This is a genomic window from Winogradskyella sp. Asnod2-B02-A, assembly GCF_045063645.1.
In the GTDB taxonomy this organism is placed as follows: domain Bacteria; phylum Bacteroidota; class Bacteroidia; order Flavobacteriales; family Flavobacteriaceae; genus Winogradskyella.
Genome location: NZ_JBEFOG010000026.1, coordinates 16514 through 37153 on the forward strand (window position 1 = coordinate 16514; position 20640 = coordinate 37153).

Here is a 20640-nt window from a genome sequence, read left to right on the forward strand (position 1 = left end):
AAGCAAATTCAGAATTGTTTAAATTTTAATTTAAAGCCTTTAAGGCAGCTTCGTAATTTGGTTCGTCTTTAATTTCTGTAACTTGTTCTGTGTAACTTATTTTACCCTCTGAATCAATTACAACAATACATCTAGATAGTAATGTTTCTAAAGGTCCTGTTTTAAATGTTAAACCGTAATCTTTGCCGAAATTTCCAGTTTTAAAATCCGAAAGACTTTCAACATTATCTAAACCTTCAGCTCCACAAAAGCGTGCTAATGCAAATGGTAAATCTTTAGAGATGCATAAAACTTTAGTGTTGGTTAATTTACTTGCTTTTTCATTAAAAGTTCTTACAGATTGCGCACATGTACCTGTGTCAACACTTGGGAATATATTTAAAATTAAGCGACTACCTTTATAATCTGCTAATGATTTATCTGATAAATCAGTTGCTGTAAGTTTAAAGTCTGGAGCTGTACTGCCAATTGCTGGTAAGTTTCCTGTAGTTTCTATAGGATTTCCTCCTAATGTAATATTTGCCATTTTTTATAAATTTTATGTGTTAAAAATAATGACTTTTAAGCGTAATAATATTAAATAAAGTATAATTTTTGAAAAAGAATATTTAAAGTATTTTCTTTAGTTTTATTTTTATTAAGTTGTTAGTATTCAAGGTTATATGTTTCCGTTTTTATGGTATTTAGGAACATTTTAACGAAGTTATAGGTTGTTTGAATAATATATTGTCTGCAATTGATTACAAAGTTTTACCTTCGAGCCTTGAAATTTTTTTAGTTAAACCAAATTATTTATCAAGGCAATCGCTTTGTTTGTCTGTATTTAAACACTTTTTTCATGAAATTTAAAGTAAGAAAATCTAAGATTCTTCGCAATCTATTTATTGCCATAGGACTATTAATTATTTGTAGTTTGTTTTCTGTGTATTTATTATTCAATACGGCAGGTATGGAAGATAAGGTGACAAGACTTTTAGTGAAACTGTTCAATGTAAACTTAGAGGCTAATTTACCGACGTTTTTTTCTGCGTTAGTGCTTTTGGGTGATGCTATTTTGTTAGCTTTTATTGCTTTTGGTAATAAAAAGAAAGGTGAATATTTTTGGCATTGGATTGGTTTGTCTGGAGTGTTTGTTTTTATCTCTTTAGATGAAATGATACAAATACATGAGCAACTTAGAGCACCAATGGAAGCTTTATTTAATACATCTGGTTTGCTTTATTTTGCATGGTTTATTCCTTATGTTGCTATGGTGGCTATTTTGGGTATTGCCTATTTTAAATTTATGATGCGTTTGCCAAAGCATATTTTAAAACTCTTTATTTTAGCTGGAGTTGTTTTTGTCTCGGGTGCAGTGGGAATGGAAATGATTGGAGGAATGCATGCTGAAATACATGGAGAAGAGACCTTAACTTATGCATTAATGTATAATTTTGAAGAATTTTTAGAAATGTCTGGAGCCGCTATTTTCTTTTATGCTTTGGTATATTATATTGAGATGACATTTAAAAAACTTAGGCTTAGATTTAAGCCTAAAAAGGTAAAGGAAAAGGATCTAATAGATGGTTAATTAACGATCTGAAAAAATCAAAAAAAATCCCTGAAATTAAATTTCAGGGATTTTTTTTGTGAATAATAATAATCTTTGTTAGCGTAACTCAGCACCAAGCTTACTTTCAAAATTAGATTGCAGCTTAGACATTATTTTGTCAATTTGCTTATCGTTAAGTGTTTTATTTTCATCTTGTAAAATGAAACTTACAGCGTAACTCTTTTTACCAGCTGGTAGTTTTTTACCTTCGTAAACATCAAATAAATTTACACTTTTAAGTAATTGCTTTTCTGTCTGTTTAGCAATGGTGTCAATTTCTTCAAAAGTCACTTTATTATCTAATAGTAAAGCGAAATCACGTTTTACTTCTGGATATTTAGAGATGGCATTGAACTTAATTTTATTATGTTGCGCCATGTCTAACACGTTATCCCAATTAAAATCTGCAAATAGTACATTTTGAGATATTCCAAAATGTTTCAACACTGATTTTTTAACCAAACCAAAATCAACCATTTTTTTCTTTCCAATAGAAAAGCTCATGCCTTCACTGAAAACATCAGATTTAATTGGAGCTGATTTTAGTTTTCTAAGTCCCAAACGTTCTAAAACAACTTCAATCGTTCCTTTTAAGTAAAAGAAATCACTTGGACTAGAGGCAGCATTCCAACGTTCTTCAGTTTTGTTTCCTGTTACAAAAAGTGATAAGTGCTTATGTTCTTCTCGCGCTTCTGTATATTGGTGATATGTTTTCCCGAATTCAAATAATTTTAAATCGTCACGTTTTCTATTAATGTTATGCGCTACGGCTTCTAATCCAGAAAACAATAACGACTGTCGCATTACTTCCAAGTCATTACTAAGCGGATTTAACATTTTTACATTATGCTCTTCATTAAGATCTTCACTTAACGCCACATATTTTGGTGATGTTAAAGAATTCGCCATAATTTCAAAAAATCCTTGAGAAACTAATTGATTACCAATGATATTCTGGAGTTTATAATCTTCAAATTTAGATGAGTTTGATATAGAAGCATTCAACTTAGTCGTTGTTGCTATATTATTGTAGCCATAGACTCTTAAGATTTCTTCTATAATGTCAGCTTCGCGTTGCACATCATTTCTGTATGCAGGCACTGTTAATCCTAAACCAGTTTCAGTTACGTTATTTACCTTAATTTCTAAAGACGCTAAAATACTTTTAATGGTTTCCTTTGGGATTTCTTCTCCAATTAATTTTTTAGCATTATCGAAGCTTAATCTTACTTCAAAATCTTTTATTTTTTTAGGATAAGCATCAACAATGTCGCTTGTAATTTCTCCACCAGCAATATCTAAAATTAATAAAGCAGCACGTTTTAAAGCATATTCAGTAAGGTTGGGGTCAATTCCTCTTTCAAATCTAAAAGAAGAATCAGTATTTAATCCGTGACGTTTGGCTGTTTTACGAACACTAACAGGGTTAAAATACGCGCTTTCTAAGAAAATACGTGTAGTTGATTCTGAGACACCAGATTCAATACCTCCAAAAACACCAGCAATACACATCGGTTTTTCAGAATCACAAATCATTAAATCATCTTCATGTAATTCGCGTTCAACTCCGTCTAACGTAGTAAACTTTGTACCGGCTTCACAGGTCTTAACTTCAATTTTATGATCAGCAATTTTATCAGCATCAAAAGCATGTAAAGGTTGACCTAGCTCATGCAATACATAATTGGTGATATCTACAAGATTATTAATAGGTGATAGGCCAATAGATTTTAGTCTATTTTGTAGCCATGCAGGAGATGCTTCAACCTTTAAGCCAGAGATAGTTACACCACAATAACGAGGAGCCTTGTCTTTGTCTTTAACGTCTACATCAATTTTAAGTGCTCTGGCATCTACATGGTAAGAACTTACAGATGGTGTAATGAGCTCTAATGATACTTCCTTTTGCAATAAACCTGCTTTTAAATCGCGCGCTACACCATAATGACTCATGGCATCAGCTCTATTTGGTGTTAGTCCAATTTCAAAAACTTGATCGTTTTCTACATCAAATAAGTCTGCAGCTTGAGTACCTACTTCTATGTCTGCATCTAAAACCATGATGCCATCGTGAGATTTACTAATACCTAATTCATCTTCAGCACAAATCATTCCGTGGCTTTCTTCCCCTCTAATCTTTCCTTTTTTTATGACCCAAGCTTCACCTTCTTCTGTATATAAAGTTGTGCCAATGGTTGCAACAGGAACTTTTTGTCCGGCAGCAACATTAGGTGCTCCGCAAACAATTTGTATGGGAGCCTCTGCGCCTATATTTACAGTTGTTACTTTTAGTCGGTCAGCGTTTGGGTGTTGCTCACAAGTTAAAATTTCACCAATTACGATGCCTTTTAATCCGCCTTTTATAGATTCGTAATTATCAATACCTTCTATTTCTAAACCAAGATCAGTAAGTAATTCGCCAGTTTTTTCTGCGTCCCAATCTGTTTTTATAAACTGTTTTAGCCAGTTGTATGAAATCTTCATTTTGTAAATTTAGTCAAGCCACAAAGATAGTAAAACCATTAAGTAGATGAAATATAGAATTGGCTTTTTTATGTAAGGTATTTATTGTTATTTCGAACTCTTTTAAAAGCCTTTTAATTATGCGTTATTTATTATTTTCCCTTGTTGTTTTAGTTTTATGCTCTTGTAAAGAAAAAGTGAAAGAAAAAACGAATGTTAATCAATTGAAAGTTGGTTTCTATAGAGCTATTTTAGAAGTGCAAGACAACGAAGTATTACCTTTTAATTTTGAAGTTGAATCTACTACTCAATTAAAAATTTTTAATGCTGAAGAAGTTATAGATGTAGACGAAATCACTTATAAAAATGATTCCATATTCATTAAGTTGCCTGTTTTTGAAGGTTATATAGCTGCTACATTTAAAGATAACAAACTCTATGGCAGTTTTATAAAAGAAAGCTTAGATAGAGTGGTGCCATTTTCTGCTGAATATGATAATAAGAAGCGTTTTAATGTAAATTCTAAATCAGAACACAATGTAACTGGTATTTGGGAAACTGTTTTTAGTAAAGGAATTATTGATGACGAATATATTGCCAAAGGTATTTTTAAACAAGATGGTGATAAGATTACAGGAACTTTTAGAACCACAACTGGAGATTATCGCTATTTAGAAGGTGTAATGGATGGTGATACGATGAGACTTTCTACATTCGATGGAGCACATGCTTTCCTTTTTACTGCAAAAGTATCAGATTCTACAATGGAAGGTATATTTTATTCTGGCAACCATTGGAAAGAGCCTTTTGTAGCTAGACGTAATGATACTTACGAATTGCCAAGCGCTAATGATTTAACGTTTTTAAAAGAAGGATATGATAGTCTCGATTTTACATTTCCTAATACTTCCAATGAATTAATGTCTATTAAAGACGATCGCTTTAAAAACAAAGTGGTGGTTGTGCAAATTATGGGAACTTGGTGCCCTAATTGTTTAGACGAAAGTAAATATTATGCTGAATATTATAAAAATAATAAAGACAAGGATATAGAATTTGTTGCGCTTGCCTTTGAATATGCTAAGTCTAAGGAAATAGCTTTTAGTCGTATAGATCGTATGCAGGCCAAAGTTGGTATAGACTATCCTGTTCTTTTAGCGCAATACGGAACGTCGGATAAAGCTAAAGCACAAGAAAAATTGCCAATGCTTAATCATGTGTTGTCTTATCCTACATCTATCTTTATTGATAGAAAAGGAAAGGTAAGAAAGATTCATACTGGGTTTAACGGACCAGCTACTGGTGAAAATTATACTGAGTTTAAAGCAGAATTTGAAGCATTTGTGGAAACTTTGTTGGATGAGTAATTCTTTAACTATAGTATCAATGGTTAGTGCACCATTTTTATAGCGAATAAAACTTCAGACTTTTTGGTAAAGGTATAAGACCCAACTTTAAAAGTGCTAATTGATGTGTTGTCAATAGAGTATTTCTAGTTTTTGCTGTTGTTCTACTTTTATTTCTCCAGAATTAATAACCGTATTGTTACTATGGTGATTGTTCTTTTCTCCCCAAAGTAAAGCAACTAATTTCACTGGGTTGTTTTTAAATGTATTGCCTAAAATGTTTACATTAATAATACCAGGTGTTTTAATGAGTATGCTACTTTTTTCTTTTTTACCGCATGCTGTAAAGGTATTGTTGCTTAGTGTTAGGTTTCCGCCAATGGTAGATTCGTCGTAACCTCCTCTGTAAAAATGAATTACATTTTGTTGTATTTTGTTAAATTCACATTTATTAAAACTAATCATTTCTGCGTTGTAATCGCCTTTTTCATCTGCAGCAAGAACAAAACCGTTTTCACAGTTGTTAATGCTTGTGTTTGTAAAATTAATACGATCAGCAAAAGATCCTTTTGATGCTTTTAATACATAATTAAAACCATCTATAATACAGTTTGTAATCTCTAAGTTATAGGCAGAAGACATATTTTCTTTAAGTGGAGCAAATGTGTTTTGGTTATTTTGCCCTTTAATACTTATGTTTTCTAATTTAAGATGGCCTTTTGGGTTCATTTCAAAAACAGAAGTGTTTTCTCTTCCTGTAAACGTGAGTTGAGCTTTGCTATCTTTTTTAGAGCGGATTGTAATTTTCTTATCGATCTTAAGAGTTTTAGAAATGGTGTAAATTTTGTCGGTTAACACAATTATATCTCCAGATTTAGCATTAATAATACTTTTAGAAAGTTCTCCTTCTTTAGATGAAACTTGAAGAATGTTAGATTCTAATTCGGGCTTTTCAATTTTGTACCATTTTGGTCCGTAATTTTTCTTGTTGATTTTAAATTTTTTAGCAGTAGCTAGATTATTAATAGCACCAATTCTATTGGTTTTAGACCGTGAAGACTTAAATAAATCTTGTTTTATTTTATTGAATTCATAACCGTTAAACGTATTATCTAAACTAGTGTTTTGAGATTCATCTGGCGCAAACAACCAGTCGTTAATTTGAATCATTTTAATGGCTTCATTGTTTAGAATATTAAATTCAGAATAGGTAATGCCATTATTGTCAATAGTATTATTCTTAAACAAAATGCCACTCATGTCATCGTGATTAATAAATGGTGTTTTATCCGTTTTTGTATTGTAAATTAAGTTGTTGGCAACAATTGATCTTATTGGTGGAGCAGATCTAATTTCACTTTTAGGAAGCACATCAGCACTAGCTATATTTTGTCCGACACCAATTTGCCAAGGAGATTTGCAATCTATCCAAGTATTGTAAGCAACAACTATATCTGCAACTTGCAAATATCTGTTTAAAGGAGTCATAGGGATGCCATTCATAATGGCTAGTGGACTTCTAAATTCTTCACCTCGTATTTTGTAGAAATAGTTATTAGTGATTAAGTGGCCAGAATTTACAATTCTAATACCACCGTAAAAATCAGAATCATCACCTCCTATAAATATGTTAGAATCTACAGTGGCATAATTACTATGACGTAGTACTAAAGAGCCTTCGCACTTGTCGAAAATATTATTGGTAAACGAATTGAAATTAGTTTTGTCCGAAATAATTTCGACTTCACCATTACAAGCATCAAAATAATTGTTAGAAACATTTACATAACCTGGTGTAAACCGTGTTTTGCTATCACCAACTCTTATGGTTTCTGCTCTTGGTCCACCTTTTCTAGGGCGAGGTCCAAAATAATTATTTACTATTTGATGGTGGTTATTAATATTTTCGTTTCCTGTAAAGAATACTCTAATGGTTTCGCCATCATTCGCTTTTCCTGCAATGTAGCAATGTTCTAGTGTATTGTGTTTGCCATAAAATTCAATCCATCTGTCGTTTTGCCACCTGTTAGGTAGATTAAAATCTTCGACAACACAATCTAATACTTTAGTGTGATTTGCAATTGTGTCGTTTCCTATTTTGTAGCGAATAATACCAGAAGTAGGCGAGTAGCCGTTTCTAAAGTGTAATCCACTAACTACTAAATTATTTCCTCCTAAATGTAAATACGATTGTCCTTCAATAAATACTTTGCCATCATTTTCTGCACGAAGTGTTATTGGGTTCTCTTCTGTGCCTTTTCCATAGAATTTAATCTCAGCATCTTTCCATATTCCGTTAGAAAGTACAATTTCTGTGCCTGGAGTTGCTTCTTTTATGGCTGTGTTTAATTCATTCATAGTTTTGGCAAGAACTGTCTTCGATGTTGATTTTTCTCTACAGGAAAAAAGTATTATAGCAGAGAAGGTGAGGAGTAAGATGTTTTTCATGTGTTTTTATTTATTGTTTCTCTATGATCACATACAGTTCGCTATTGATTCTTATCCTTTGCTGATAAAATTTTATACATGCTCGTTTGATAATGTGTTTAAGATAAATAGTCTAATCGCTGGTGTATCATTTGATATTTTGAAAGGCTTAGAGACTGTTTTTATATTATCGTCCCATCCAACCACCATCTACAAGAATGGTGCTGCCGTGTATATAATTTGAAGCGGATGAACAAAGAAAAACAATTGGACCAGCAAAATCTTCTGGATTTCCCCAGCGTCCTGCAGGAATTCTAGCTAAAATAGCTTCTGATCGTTCTGGGTCTTTTCTTAAATCTGCAGTGTTATTGGTGTTAATATAACCAGGTGCAATTGCGTTTACATTGACGCCTTTTGAAGCCCATTCGTTAGCAAAAGCCTTGGTTAATTGCCCAATTGCTCCTTTGCTAGCAGCATAGCTTGGTACATTTATACCGCCTTGAAAAGTTAATAAAGATGCAATGAATACTATTTTTCCATTTTCTCTTTTTAGCATCTCTTTACCTATTTCTCTGGTTAATATAAACGGAGCTGTTTGATTAACTTCAATTAGATTGTCCCAAATGTCATCTTCATGTTCTTTAGCAGGAGCTCGCTTTATAGTGCCTGCATTATTTACTAGAATGTCAATAATTGGAAAATCAGTTTTTACATTTTTTATAAAACTACGTAATGCGTCTCGGTTGCTAAAATCACATTGGTATGCTGAAAATGTTCTACCTAATTCATGTATTTCTTTTTCTATATCACTATTTTGTTTTTCTAGCGATGCGCTAACTCCAATAATATCAGCACCTGCTTCAGCTAGAGCAATGGCTATTGCTTTACCAATTCCTTTCTTACATCCTGTTACTAAAGCAATTTTACCTTTGAGTTCAAACTTATTTAATACGCTCATTTTTATATCTGTAATTTCATTCTGTGTAATGTTAAAAATAATAATTTTTAAACTCGAAATTGTTTTTAATATGCTTTTCTAAGGTCTGCACTGTTTGTTAGCTAGTTTTAAATGTATTTGTAATGTTATTGGTTAGCGCGTCTTTAATATTTTTCTGTTTAACTAATTATGGCTTATAGGCTATTGAGTTAATAATATGCGCTAAGATTAATAGCATACGAGCTAATGGTTAGTCGCTATTGTATATAATTTTGTAGGGAATCATATTAAAAGATATAAAATCAGTCTTATATGCATTTTGTATTAACAATAAATAAATAGAACTATGGAAAATATATTAGTAGCTGGTGCTAACGGTACTACTGGAAAAAAAATAATAAATCTTTTAAAATCATCACAATATTTTAATCCTATTGCGATGGTGAGAAAAAAGGAGCAATTGGATCAGTTTAAGTCTCAAGATGTGGATACCGTTTTAGCCGATTTAACCAAAGATCTAACACAAGCAATAGTAGGTGTTGATAAAGTGGTTTTCGCTGCTGGATCAGGCGGAAAAAATGTTGTAGAGGTAGATCAGGAAGGTGCAAAACGTTTAATGGCAGTTTCTAAAATGGCGAAGGTTAAAAAGTTTGTAATGTTGAGTTCTATGGGAGCTGACACTCCTGAAGAAGTAGAAGGCATGGAAGACTATATGAAAGCAAAACAAAATGCAGATCACCACTTAAGGGAAAGTGGGTTAGATTATATCATTGTTAGACCAGGAACTTTAAATGACACCGAAGGAAAAGGAAAAATTCAATTAAATGAAAAATTGAACAAACAAGGTGAAATTAGTAGAGCAGATGTGGCACAAACATTAGTGAGGGCTTTGCATGATGATGCTCCTAATAATACAACTTTTGAAATACTTGAAGGTGACACTTTAATAGGTGAAGCCATGAGTGAAATGAACATGAGTGTTAGTTAGGTTCTGCCTATATACAGTAACACAAATATCACAATAAATGTAGAGTATAATAATTTTAAAATTAAAAGAAAATGGAAAATTTAAATAAAAAAACAGTAGCAATACTAGCAACAAACGGATTTGAAGAAAGTGAACTAAGAGAACCTAAAAAGGCATTAGAAGAAGCAGGAGCAGAAGTGCATATTGTATCTTTAGAGTCTGGAGAAATAAAAGGTTGGGCTGATGGAAATTGGAGCAATTCTTATAAGGTTGATAAAACTTTAAATGAGGCAAATCAAAAAGACTATAATGCTTTAATGTTGCCAGGTGGTCAAATCAATCCAGATTTGTTAAGAAAAGATAAAAATGCTGTAGATTTTGTAAAGTCGTTTTTCGAAAACCATAAACCAGTTGCAGCAATCTGTCATGCACCATGGTTGTTAGCGGAAGCTGGAGTTTTGGAGGGTAGAAAAATCACCTCATATGGTTCAATTAAAACGGATATGATTAATGCAGGAGCTAATTGGGTAGATGAAGAAGTAGTGGTAGATTCTGGTTTAGTTACTAGTAGATCTCCTAAGGATTTACCAGTCTTCAATTCAAAATTAGTTGAAGAAGTTTATGAAGGTAAGCACGAAGCTCAAACCGCATAATATTTGGTTAGGTTAGGTTAGGTTAGGTTAGGTTAGGTTAAGTAGAAGAAAGAGGCGCGTTATGCGTCTCTTTTTTGTTTTGTTTGTACTTGATTAGGTTGGTCTATAATTTTGATGCGCTGTGACTAGGATATGTAATTCCATATATTATGATACTTGCTCATCTGTCTGTAAGTATGTAAAATAACTTTGTGCTCTGGTGCAGCTAAGCTAGGGTCTTGTTTTAGAATACTTTTAGCATAATAGCGTGATTGTTCTAAAATATCCTTGTCCTTTACTATATCTGCAATTCGTAAATTCAAAATACCACTTTGTTGGGTGCCCATAATATCACCAGGTCCACGTAATTTTAAATCTACCTCAGCGATTTCAAAGCCATCACTGCTACGTACCATGGTTTCGAGTCTGGTTTTACTATCCTGACTAAGTTTGTGGCTTGTCATTAAAATACAGTAACTCTGTTCTGCGCCACGACCAACACGTCCGCGTAATTGGTGTAATTGCGATAAACCAAAGCGTTCTGCACTTTCAATAATCATTACCGAAGCATTTGGGACGTTAACTCCAACTTCAATAACGGTTGTAGCTACCATAATTTGGGTTTCACCTTTTACAAAACGTTGCATTTCGTATTCCTTGTCGGCTGGTTTCATTTTGCCATGTACAATCGAAATCTGATAATCTGGCATTGGGAATTCTCTAGAGACACTTTCGTAGCCATCCATTAAATCTTTATAATCCATTTTTTCGCTTTCTTGAATTAAGGGGTAGACAATATAAATTTGTCTTCCTAAAGCGATTTCATCTTTCATAAATTTGAAAACTTTCAATCGATTATTGTCATATCGATGAACTGTTTTTATAGGTTTTCTGCCAGCAGGTAATTCATCAATAACTGAGATATCCAAGTCGCCATAAACAGACATCGCTAATGTTCTAGGAATTGGAGTAGCAGTCATCACTAAGACGTTTGGAGGCAACTCATTTTTGTGCCATAATTTACTTCGTTGTGCGACTCCAAATCGATGCTGTTCATCTATTATGGCGAGGCCTAAATTTTTGAATTTTACCTTATCTTCAAGCAGTGCATGTGTGCCAATTAAAATCTGTAAATTGCCGTTTTCTAGATTTTCATGAATTATTTTTCGTTCTGAAGTTTTAGTTGAGCCAGTCAATAGTGAAACACTGATTTTAAGCAGTTTACATAGTTCACTTATTCCTTGGTAATGCTGGGCTGACAAAATAGCAGTCGGAGCCATTAGGCAGCATTGGAAGTGGTTGTCAAGTCCCATGAGCATTGACATAAAGGCCACAATGGTTTTGCCAGATCCTACATCTCCTTGCAAAAGCCGATTCATCTGTGCATTACTACCCAAGTCGAGTCTTATTTCTTTTAAAACACGCTTCTGTGCATTGGTTAATTCAAAGGGTAAATGGTCTTTGTAAAAGGTGTTAAAATAGTTGCCCACTTTATCGAAAGAGAAGCCTTTTATTTTTGATTTATGGATGAGATTTTTAATGATTAATTGCAGCTGAATGTAAAATAATTCTTCAAATTTTAATCGAAATTGAGCTCTTGCTAATAGCTCTGGAGTCTTCGGAAAATGAATGTTAAAAAGGGCGTCTGATTTTGAAATTAATTTTAATTCAGCCATCACTGAATTTGGTAATGTTTCAACAAACCGACCATTTGTTTCCAAGAATAATTGTTGCATTACATTGGTCACAACTTTATTGGTAACGCCTTTATTTGATAATTTTTCGGTTGAAGGATAAATGGCTTGCATGGCAGAGCGCAAATTACTTTCGTGCTCAGATTGCAATTCAATTTCAGGATGTGGCATACTGTATTTGCCATTAAACCAATTGGTTTTTCCAAAAATCACATAAGGTTGACCTGTTTTGAGGTTTTCTCGTATCCATTTTTGACCTCTAAACCACACGAGCTCCATCATTCCACTGTCGTCTTTAAAATTGGCCACTAGACGTTTGCCTCGTTTTTGAGCGACCTCTTTAAATCCGGTTATAACACCAACGATTTGAACTTCAGCATTGTTACGTTGTAGTTCATTTATTTTATAATACCTAGTGCGATCTATATAGCGATTAGGAAATAGGTTTATGAGGTCTTGATAGGTTTGAATACCTAACTCTGAGCGCAATAAATCTGCTCGGTTTGGGCCAACGCCTTTGAGATAATCAATGGGAGTTTGAAGGTTTACACTCATAAATGCGAATTTACCAAATTCCTTTCAAAAGAAGAATTTGATTTGTTGTAGGTTAGGTGAGTTTATTTTGGCAAATGAGTAAACGGTTATTAAAATCTATCTAGTTTACGAAAATTTGAATTTATTTTAACAGATTTTATTTGGTGATTTTGGAAAGAAAATACTTCTAAACGTTAATTGTCTTAGTTTGTTGTCGGTAAACTTTGTGTTTGGACTGTAAAATCAATAAATTAACCAAAATTATTAAGCTCCAAATTTAATGAAACAATTTTATTTTTTATTCACTTTAGTTTTAACTACAAGTGTATATTCTCAAGTGCCTTCAAATTATTATGATTCTGCAAGTGGTTTAAGTGGGTACGCCTTAAAAACGCAACTCAATAGTATTATTACTTCTGGGCATAGCGATCAAGGTTATGGTGGTCTTTGGATAGCCTACCAAACCACAGATAGAGATTTATATTATGAAAATGATAATACTATTTTAGATATCTATTCTGAAAACCCAATTGGTGCTGATGATTATAATTTTACGCAAGGTTCTGATCAATGTGGAACATATTCAATAGAAGGAGATTGTTACAATAGAGAGCATATTGTACCGCAATCAGTGTTTAATGAGGCATCACCAATGAGAAATGATGTCCATCAAGTTTATCCAACTGATGGAAAAGTTAATGGATTAAGAAGTAATTATCCTTTTGGAACCGTAGCGTCAGCTTCGACGACCTCTTCAAATGGCTCCAAGCTAGGAAATAGTTCTGTTTCTGGATATTCGGGAACTGTTTTTGAACCTTTAGATGAATTTAAAGGTGATGTAGCAAGAGCATTATTATATTTTGCAACGAGATATGAAACCACTGTAGATAGCTATCCGTTTGATATGTTTGATGGTACTGAAGATCATGTTTTTGACAGTTGGGCAATTGATATGTTATTAGATTGGCATTATAATGTTGACCCAGTAGATCAAAGAGATATTGATAGAAATAATGCAGCATATAATTTTCAAGGAAATGCAAACCCTTTTATTAGTCATCCAGAATATGCTAACTTAATTTGGAATCCAATTGCGGATACTGAAGATCCAACTAGTCCAACAAGTTTAGTGGCATCTAATCCTTCGTCTAGTACTATAGATTTAACTTGGACAGCATCTACAGACAACATAGCTGTAACCTCTTACGATATTTTTATAGATGGTTCTTTTTATGTGAATACAAATTCAGCGGCAACATTCTATACGGTTACAGGACTCAATACTGAAACTAGCTATTGTTTTACACTCTTTGCTAAAGATGCATCCGGAAATATATCTACAGTGAGCAATCAAGATTGTACGGCAACACTTGAAGGGTCGAGTGGAGCAACGGAATTGTTTATTTCGGAATATGTAGAAGGAAGTGGTAATAATAAAGTTTTAGAGATTGCTAACTTTACAGGAGCAACAGTTGATTTATCAGCCTATACAATCAAAAAAAGTATAAATGGAGATGTGAGTTGGGATACAACGGTGTATTCCTTTCCTAATGGTACGCAAATTACTGATGGCGATGTATATGTGGTTGCAAACAATTTTATAAATACAAGTACATGTGTTACAAGTGCGGTTGATGATTTAACAAATTCCTCAGTGTTTCAATTTAATGGAAACGATCCTGTAGGATTATTTAATAATGATGTTTTAATTGATATTATTGGTACTTTAGGTGGCGGAAGCGGCAATTTTGCTGTGAATACTACATTAATAAGGGATCCAGATATTTTAGAGTCAAGTACAACCTATATTTCAACTCAATGGTCTAATTCTTCTCAGGATTCATGTTCAGATCTTGGTACACATACAATAACACCGTTGGCTGTAACATACACTTATTCAGGTGTCTGGTCGCCTAGTAGTCCTACGGAAGTATCTACAATGATAGATGATGTTATCGTAGATTCAGGGGATTTAGTTTTGGACAATGATTTAAATTGTAATAGTCTTACTGTAAACTCAGGTGCTTCAATTACTGTAAGTTCTGGTGTTGTTTTAACAACAAACACAGTAGCTCTTAACTCTACGTCACAAACTTTTTCGAGTGTAATTTCTAATGGTACAATATACGGTACGGTGAGTTATAGCAGATATACTGCTCAAGTGTTTCCTGCTGGTTCTAATGATTTGATTTCAGCACCACTTAGTGGTCAGAATTTTGGTGATTTTAATACTGCGAATGCTGATTTGGCGGCATCAGGAACAATACGTGCTTTTGCACCATATAATACTGCAAGTGGTAATTATGAAAATTATGATACAAGTGTTAATGATGCTACATTGATAGCAAGTGGAGTGGGTTTTAGAGCGGCAACAAATACGGGTAGTAATTTAAATTTTACTGGTAGTATAGGTTCCACTGATGTTTTAGATGTTTCTATTTCGGATGCTGCAGCTGGTTCTGCTTGGAATCTTATAGGAAATCCGTATCCATCTTATATTGATTTTGATGCTTTCTTTCAGGAAAACAAAGATGAATTTAATTCTTCAGGTCCTTTTCAAGCTATATATGGTTATGATGGAGATGCTTCTGATGGTTGGACAGTATGGAACCAGGCAACGATAGATGAAGGAAGTTTAGTTGAATTAATTGCACCTGGTCAAGGTTTCTTTGTAAAAGCAAAATCTGGAGGAGGATCAGTTGACTTTACAACAGCAATGCGAGTGTCGGGATCTTCAGATGATTTTATTTTAAATAGATCTTCATCTAATAACGCTGTGCTGTGTAAGCTAAACCTTGCTAATACAAACGATAAGTTGTCTTCAACAGATGTTTTCTTTATTGAAGGCACCTCAAGAGGTTTGGACAATGGCTACGATGCAGGTTTATATTATGGGAATGAGGCGGAATTCTCAATTTATTCAAATTTAGTAGAAGAAAATAGTAGCTTAGATTTAGCGATTCAAACCTTACCTTTTGTGGATTTAAGTGATGTTGTGATTCCGCTGGGAATTAATGCGGCTCAAGGCGTTCAACTAAGTATTAGTATTGCTGACGTATCTACATTGCCAGAAAATATAAATGTATATTTAGATGATATCACAACCAATACTCAGTTTTTATTAAACGATTCGGATTATGTTTTTACTCCAATGGATGATTTAAGTGGTGTGGGTCGTTTTTTTCTTAGGTTTTCGTCTGCTGTATTAACTGTAGCAACTAATAATTGGGATGATTTAGCTGTATATGCATCTTCAAGTCCTAGAGAAGTAATTATAAGCGGAAATTTAAGCAGTGCTACTAGTGTTGGTTTGTATGATTTGCAAGGACGACTCATTATAAGCAAGTCTTTAGATGAATCTAGCTCGTTTAATACTTTGGATGTTTCTACTGTAACTCAAGGTGTATATATTGTAAAAGTATATAGTAAAAATGAGGTAAAAACTAAGAAATTGATTATAAAATAACACCTTAAAGAATAGGTTTGTAAGCTAGTTGGTTTTGTTGTGCTTGCAAAATGTAGAAGTCTTATTTATTAAATTAACAACGACTTAATTTTACGATTGAAAGTTATGCTTGTAGAATTTAATTAATTCTTTTCTTGCCAGTAGCACTCATTTGTATCGATTTTTCAAAAACAATCCTTTGAGGTATTTTGTAAAAGGCTAGATGTTTAGCGCAATATTTTAGTATGCTTTCTTTTATTTCTTTTTCGTTATTTGAAGTGTTAAGTGTAATTGTAGCTTGTATGGCTTCACCTAGAAGGTCGTCTTCGTAACTAGATATTGTACAATCTATGACTTCAGGTATAGATAGAATTACTTCTTCAATTTCTTTTGGACTTATTCTTTTTCCACCTGCTTTTATTATTTCTTTTTTACGTGCTACAATGTATATAAAACCTTCATCGTCTATTCTGGCCAAATCGCCAGTGTGGAGCCAGCCGTTTTTAATAGCTATGTTGGTTGCTATTTGGTCTTTGTAATAACCTAGCATAATGTTTTTGCCACGCGCTAATAATTCGCCTTCTTCGTTGGTTTTTGTGATTTCACCCTTCTCATCAACAATTTTTAATTCAACATTTGGTATGGCTTTTCCTATAGAACTGATTTTTGTTTTTATAAATTCTGGAGGTAAATAAGTTAAGCGTGCTGTGGCTTCAGTTTGGCCATACATTATAAAGAGTTCTTTGGTAGGGAATGCTGTTGTGAATTCGTCAATAAAAATAGCGTGTAGTTTTCCGCCAGCTTGAGTTACATATCTCAAATTAGGAAATGCTTCAGTTTTAAAAGATTGTGATTTTTTTAATAGAATTTGAAAATGACTAGGAACTCCAGCAAAACCAGTACAGTTATAGTTTTTTAAATCATTGATAACTGTTCCTAAAAACATAAAATTATTATTTAATACAATTGAACCTCCAACTTTTAAATGTGTGTGTAATAATGATAGGCCGTAGCAATAATAAAACGGCAAAACGACTGCCATAATATCCTTTGAGCTAAGTTTAAGATACTCAATAATAGAATTGGTATTTGATATGATATTTTGATGACTAATCATGACTCCTTTTGGTTTTCCAGTGGAGCCGGAAGTGAAAATTATCTCAGCAATAGTATTTAAATTATTAGTTGAGGTGAATTGTTTATCTATCTTGTTTTTAGTTATTTCTAGTGTTTTGTTTTCGTTTATTAGTTGGATTGTAGAAGTGAATTTTAGTTTACGTTGCGCAATTTTATCTAAAAAAATAATTTTACTTTCTGTGGTGTCTATTATGTAATCTAAATTGCTTTGTTCAATAGAAAAATCAATTGGAATGCATGTATTTCCAGATTTTAAAATCCCTAAATACGCGGTTATAAAAAAAGCAGAATTAGAACTTATTAATATGATATTTTGACCTTCACCAACGGAATCTCTTAAATACGATGCAAGGCTTAAACTGTCTTGATATAATTTTTTAAATGTCGCTGTTTCTTTTGAGCCTAATAAGAAATCCTTATTAAGATTTTTAGAGGTGTCAAATAAGTAATCAAAAACATTCATAAGAATAGGTTTTTAAAATATTGGTCGCATTCTTAAGTATTGGGTCGTCTTTTTTTTGCGCTCAAAGTTTTTATAGATGCTTTCAATCTCTTCTATTGTTTTGTTCATCACTACACTAACTTCCTCTGGCGAATAGTTATTCTCCCAGCCGTACCATATGAGATCCATTTGCTCAAATGGCATCTGGTAAAAGAAATCTTCTTGTGTTTGCTCTGCAGTATAGGTGTCTGTGGTTGGTGTTCTATCTATAATTTCTTGAGGCACTCCCAAGTGTTTAGCTATTTGATAAACTTGAGTCTTGTATAAATGACCAATTGGCATTACGTCTGCTGCTCCATCTCCATGTTTAACAAAAAAACCTTGCTCAACTTCATGTTTATTTGGTGTTCCTATAACAGCATAATGCAATCGTTCTGCATGATAATAAAGCATGCTCATTCTGCTGCGCTGCTTGAAGTTTGTGGACGCTACAATTTGAAGGTATTCTCTAACAGGTAATAATTTACTTATCACTTTTCCACTTGGTTTTATAACTGTCACGGAAAAGGCTGGTGGTAAATTTGACGCTGCATCTTGTTTTATTTCAATTTTTGCTTTATCAGTAGTTGGGTTAAAATCAGTAATTACTCTGGCGATAGCTTCATCTCTTCTTTTGTAGCACCCAAAGCCGATTAAAGCATGTGTAATGTCTTCTACTATGGTGTCGGTAACACCAAATTTAGAAGCTAATTTTTCGGCAAGAATTCTGCTATCATCACTAGAGTCTTGTTCTGGTAGCATAATTGCGGTAACTTTATTTGGTCCGAAAGCTTTGGCTGATAATGCTAAGCAAACAGATGAGTCAATGCCGCCACTAATGCCAATCACAGCACCTCTACGCTGTAATGTTTTGGCAACATCGGTTTTTAGTTTTTTTATGATACCATTGCAGACAGTTTCAATGTTTTCAATGTGCAATATGTCTTTAGAAAAGGCTTTTTTTTGTGTTTTCATGATTAATTCAGTTTTATAGTTGATGAATCTATTATTGTTTTGTTCAGTACCACAAGCTCATGTTCTTGCAATTTTGGAATTGATTTATTAATAAATAGATCATATAATATTTGAGTTGATAAAACGGCTGTAATCGCCATATTATCGATTTCAGATACGTGTTTGTTTTGTGTCATTTTTTTTATGAGCTGATTGACAAAGCCTGGATTAAAAATTCCAAATTTGATAATGTTTTCCTCAGATAGCATGCTCGTTAAATATGGAGGCATATCTTCAGAAAAGAAAGTACTTCTTATTGGTGCTCTGTAGGCTTGCTTTGATCTGTTTAATACGGATTCTGGAATTCTATCCTTCATCATATATTTTAAAAGGTATTTCTCATTTAATCCTTTTAGTTTTAGATCTGGATTTAATGTCATGCAAAATTCAATCACTCTATGGTCTAAAAAAGGATAACGACCTTCTATAGAGTTTGCCATTCCCATGCGATCTCCTTGTGAAGACAATAAATATTTAGACATAAAAAATGTCATCTCAATCCACTGCGCTTTTGTGAGGTAATCGTAACCGTTTAGTTGGTCTTTTAATTGTTCTTCAATTTTAGAAATTGGATTGTAATTAGAAATGGCTTCTTTGTAGGCTTTAGATAAATAATTATTGATGCGAGAAGTGTTGTTCCAACGCAATAAATGAGAATAAATAGGTGACGAGGTCTCACTCAGTTTATATCCAAAAAAGAGTTTTAATATGTTGTTATTTGCTTTGCTGATTTGAGGAATATATGGATAAAGTTTTTTTAGTAATAATGGACGATATTTGGATTGCGGATCTTTTGCCCAGAAGTGTTTAATCTTGGTTTCTTTAAATATATTGTAACCTCCAAAAAGTTCATCTGCACCTTCTCCTGTAATCACCACTTTGATATTTTGTTCTCTTACACTTTTAGCTAATAAACTCATCGGAGTAGGAGCGGTTCGTAATAACGGTGATTCTGCATGCCAAACCACATCTTTAAAATTTTCTGAAATATCTTTAGGGCTGCATGTAACGCTAGAATGTTGTGTGTGAAAATAATCTCGAGCAATATTTTGATACGACGTCTCGTCAAAATCTTTTTCGGTAAAACCAATTGAAAATGTACGAAGATTATTTGGCGATATTTTCTTTATAAAAGCTGTGGTTATGCTAGAGTCTAAGCCTCCGCTTAAATAGGCTGCAACTGGCACATCTGCTCTTAATCTTAATTTTACGGCATCTGTAAAAATGGTTTCAAACGCTTCTGCAGCTTCTTTTGTAGTGTTAAATTGATATTCGTTGGGTTTTGTAATGGGTAGCGTCCAATAAGTTTTAATGGAATTTGAATGCGTATTAATTGTCATGTAGCTTCCTGGTGGAAGTTCTGAGACGCCTTCAAAAATTGTGTCTGAGGATAATGATGTCCAAAACGTGAAATATTCAGATAATGTTTTTGCGGAAATCTTTGGATTAAACTCTGGAAATTCTAAAAAGGATTTAATCTCTGAGGCAAATGCAAAAGTTTCTCCAATTGTGGTGTAATACAAAGGTCTAATACCAACTCTGTCTCTAGCTAAAAATAATTCTTGCTTATTTTTATCCCAAATAGCAATAGCGAACTGGCCATTTAGTTTATTAAGAAACTCTGGGCCGTATTCTTGGTATAAATGCACAATAACTTCCGTGTCGCTTTGTGTTTTAAAGCTGTGGTTTTTTGCTAATAGTTCTTCTCTTAATTCTATGTGGTTAAAGATTTCACCATTAAAGACAATCCATAACGACTTATCAGCATTGGATAATGGCATTGTGCCAGTTGCTAAGTCTACTATACTTAAGCGAACACTGCCTAGTCCAACTTTTTTAGCTAGGTAAATTCCACTTTCATCAGGTCCTCTATGCTTAATTCTTGTAAGCATTCGCCTTAATATATCAGCTTTGTTGTCTGGACTTAAATTACAGTTATAAAAGCCAGAAATCCCACACATAATACGAGATT

General features: G+C 33.2%; 13 protein-coding genes. 5 read left to right on the forward strand and 8 right to left on the reverse strand.

The window, feature by feature from the left end; all coding sequences use genetic code 11:
* Positions 1 to 25: 25 nt before the first annotated feature.
* Positions 26 to 526 carry a thiol peroxidase gene (gene tpx, locus ACJJVO_RS03630; protein ID WP_405570566.1) on the reverse strand — a complete coding sequence of 167 codons (501 nt, stop codon included), beginning with the start codon at positions 524 to 526 and terminating at the stop codon, positions 26 to 28.
* A 312-nt stretch (positions 527 to 838) separates the two neighbouring features.
* Here tpx and ACJJVO_RS03635 point away from each other — a divergent pair, with 312 nt between their 5' ends.
* Positions 839 to 1570 carry a hypothetical protein gene (locus tag ACJJVO_RS03635; RefSeq protein WP_405570569.1) on the forward strand — a complete coding sequence of 244 codons (732 nt, stop codon included), beginning with the start codon at positions 839 to 841 and terminating at the stop codon, positions 1568 to 1570.
* Between the two features lie 78 nt (positions 1571 to 1648).
* On the opposite strand, the gene pheT is transcribed toward ACJJVO_RS03635, so the two are convergent.
* Positions 1649 to 4075, reverse strand: a complete 2427-nt coding sequence (pheT, locus tag ACJJVO_RS03640) for a phenylalanine--tRNA ligase subunit beta (protein WP_405570572.1) — start codon at positions 4073 to 4075, stop codon at positions 1649 to 1651.
* Between the two features lie 119 nt (positions 4076 to 4194).
* Here pheT and ACJJVO_RS03645 point away from each other — a divergent pair, with 119 nt between their 5' ends.
* Positions 4195 to 5421 carry a peroxiredoxin family protein gene (locus ACJJVO_RS03645; RefSeq protein WP_405570575.1) on the forward strand — a complete coding sequence of 409 codons (1227 nt, stop codon included), beginning with the start codon at positions 4195 to 4197 and terminating at the stop codon, positions 5419 to 5421.
* A gap of 111 nt (positions 5422 to 5532) precedes the next feature.
* On the opposite strand, the gene ACJJVO_RS03650 is transcribed toward ACJJVO_RS03645, so the two are convergent.
* On the reverse strand, positions 5533 to 7758 hold the full coding sequence (locus tag ACJJVO_RS03650) for a chondroitinase-B domain-containing protein (RefSeq protein WP_405570578.1): 2226 nt from the start codon (positions 7756 to 7758) through the stop codon (positions 5533 to 5535).
* A 256-nt stretch (positions 7759 to 8014) separates the two neighbouring features.
* Positions 8015 to 8785: an SDR family NAD(P)-dependent oxidoreductase gene (locus tag ACJJVO_RS03655; protein ID WP_405570581.1), complete on the reverse strand. Its 771-nt coding sequence runs from the start codon at positions 8783 to 8785 to the stop codon at positions 8015 to 8017.
* 325 nt (positions 8786 to 9110) lie between these two features.
* Between ACJJVO_RS03655 and ACJJVO_RS03660 the strand changes: the two genes are divergently transcribed.
* Positions 9111 to 9752: an SDR family oxidoreductase gene (locus ACJJVO_RS03660; protein WP_405570583.1), complete on the forward strand. Its 642-nt coding sequence runs from the start codon at positions 9111 to 9113 to the stop codon at positions 9750 to 9752.
* A gap of 71 nt (positions 9753 to 9823) precedes the next feature.
* Positions 9824 to 10384 carry a type 1 glutamine amidotransferase domain-containing protein gene (locus ACJJVO_RS03665; RefSeq protein WP_405570586.1) on the forward strand — a complete coding sequence of 187 codons (561 nt, stop codon included), beginning with the start codon at positions 9824 to 9826 and terminating at the stop codon, positions 10382 to 10384.
* Between the two features lie 125 nt (positions 10385 to 10509).
* Here the strand turns inward: ACJJVO_RS03665 and recG are convergent, their stop codons facing one another.
* Positions 10510 to 12612 (reverse strand): ATP-dependent DNA helicase RecG, encoded by a 2103-nt coding sequence (gene recG / locus ACJJVO_RS03670; protein WP_405570588.1) that lies wholly within the window; start codon positions 12610 to 12612, stop codon positions 10510 to 10512.
* Positions 12613 to 12871: 259 nt separating this feature from the next.
* Between recG and ACJJVO_RS03675 the strand changes: the two genes are divergently transcribed.
* Positions 12872 to 16057, forward strand: coding sequence for an endonuclease (locus tag ACJJVO_RS03675; protein WP_405570591.1), 3186 nt, complete (start codon positions 12872 to 12874; stop codon positions 16055 to 16057).
* A gap of 118 nt (positions 16058 to 16175) precedes the next feature.
* Here ACJJVO_RS03675 and ACJJVO_RS03680 read toward each other — a convergent pair whose 3' ends face one another.
* Genes ACJJVO_RS03680 through asnB form a run of 3 tightly spaced genes read right to left on the reverse strand, consistent with a single transcriptional unit; the run spans position 16176 to position 20629 of the window.
* Positions 16176 to 17636 (reverse strand): AMP-binding protein, encoded by a 1461-nt coding sequence (locus ACJJVO_RS03680; RefSeq protein WP_405570594.1) that lies wholly within the window; start codon positions 17634 to 17636, stop codon positions 16176 to 16178.
* A 12-nt stretch (positions 17637 to 17648) separates the two neighbouring features.
* Positions 17649 to 18629, reverse strand: a complete 981-nt coding sequence (gene nadE, locus ACJJVO_RS03685) for an NAD(+) synthase (RefSeq protein ID WP_405570596.1) — start codon at positions 18627 to 18629, stop codon at positions 17649 to 17651.
* Between the two features lie 2 nt (positions 18630 to 18631).
* On the reverse strand, positions 18632 to 20629 hold the full coding sequence (gene asnB, locus ACJJVO_RS03690; protein WP_405570599.1) for an asparagine synthase (glutamine-hydrolyzing): 1998 nt from the start codon (positions 20627 to 20629) through the stop codon (positions 18632 to 18634).
* Positions 20630 to 20640: the final 11 nt, after the last annotated feature.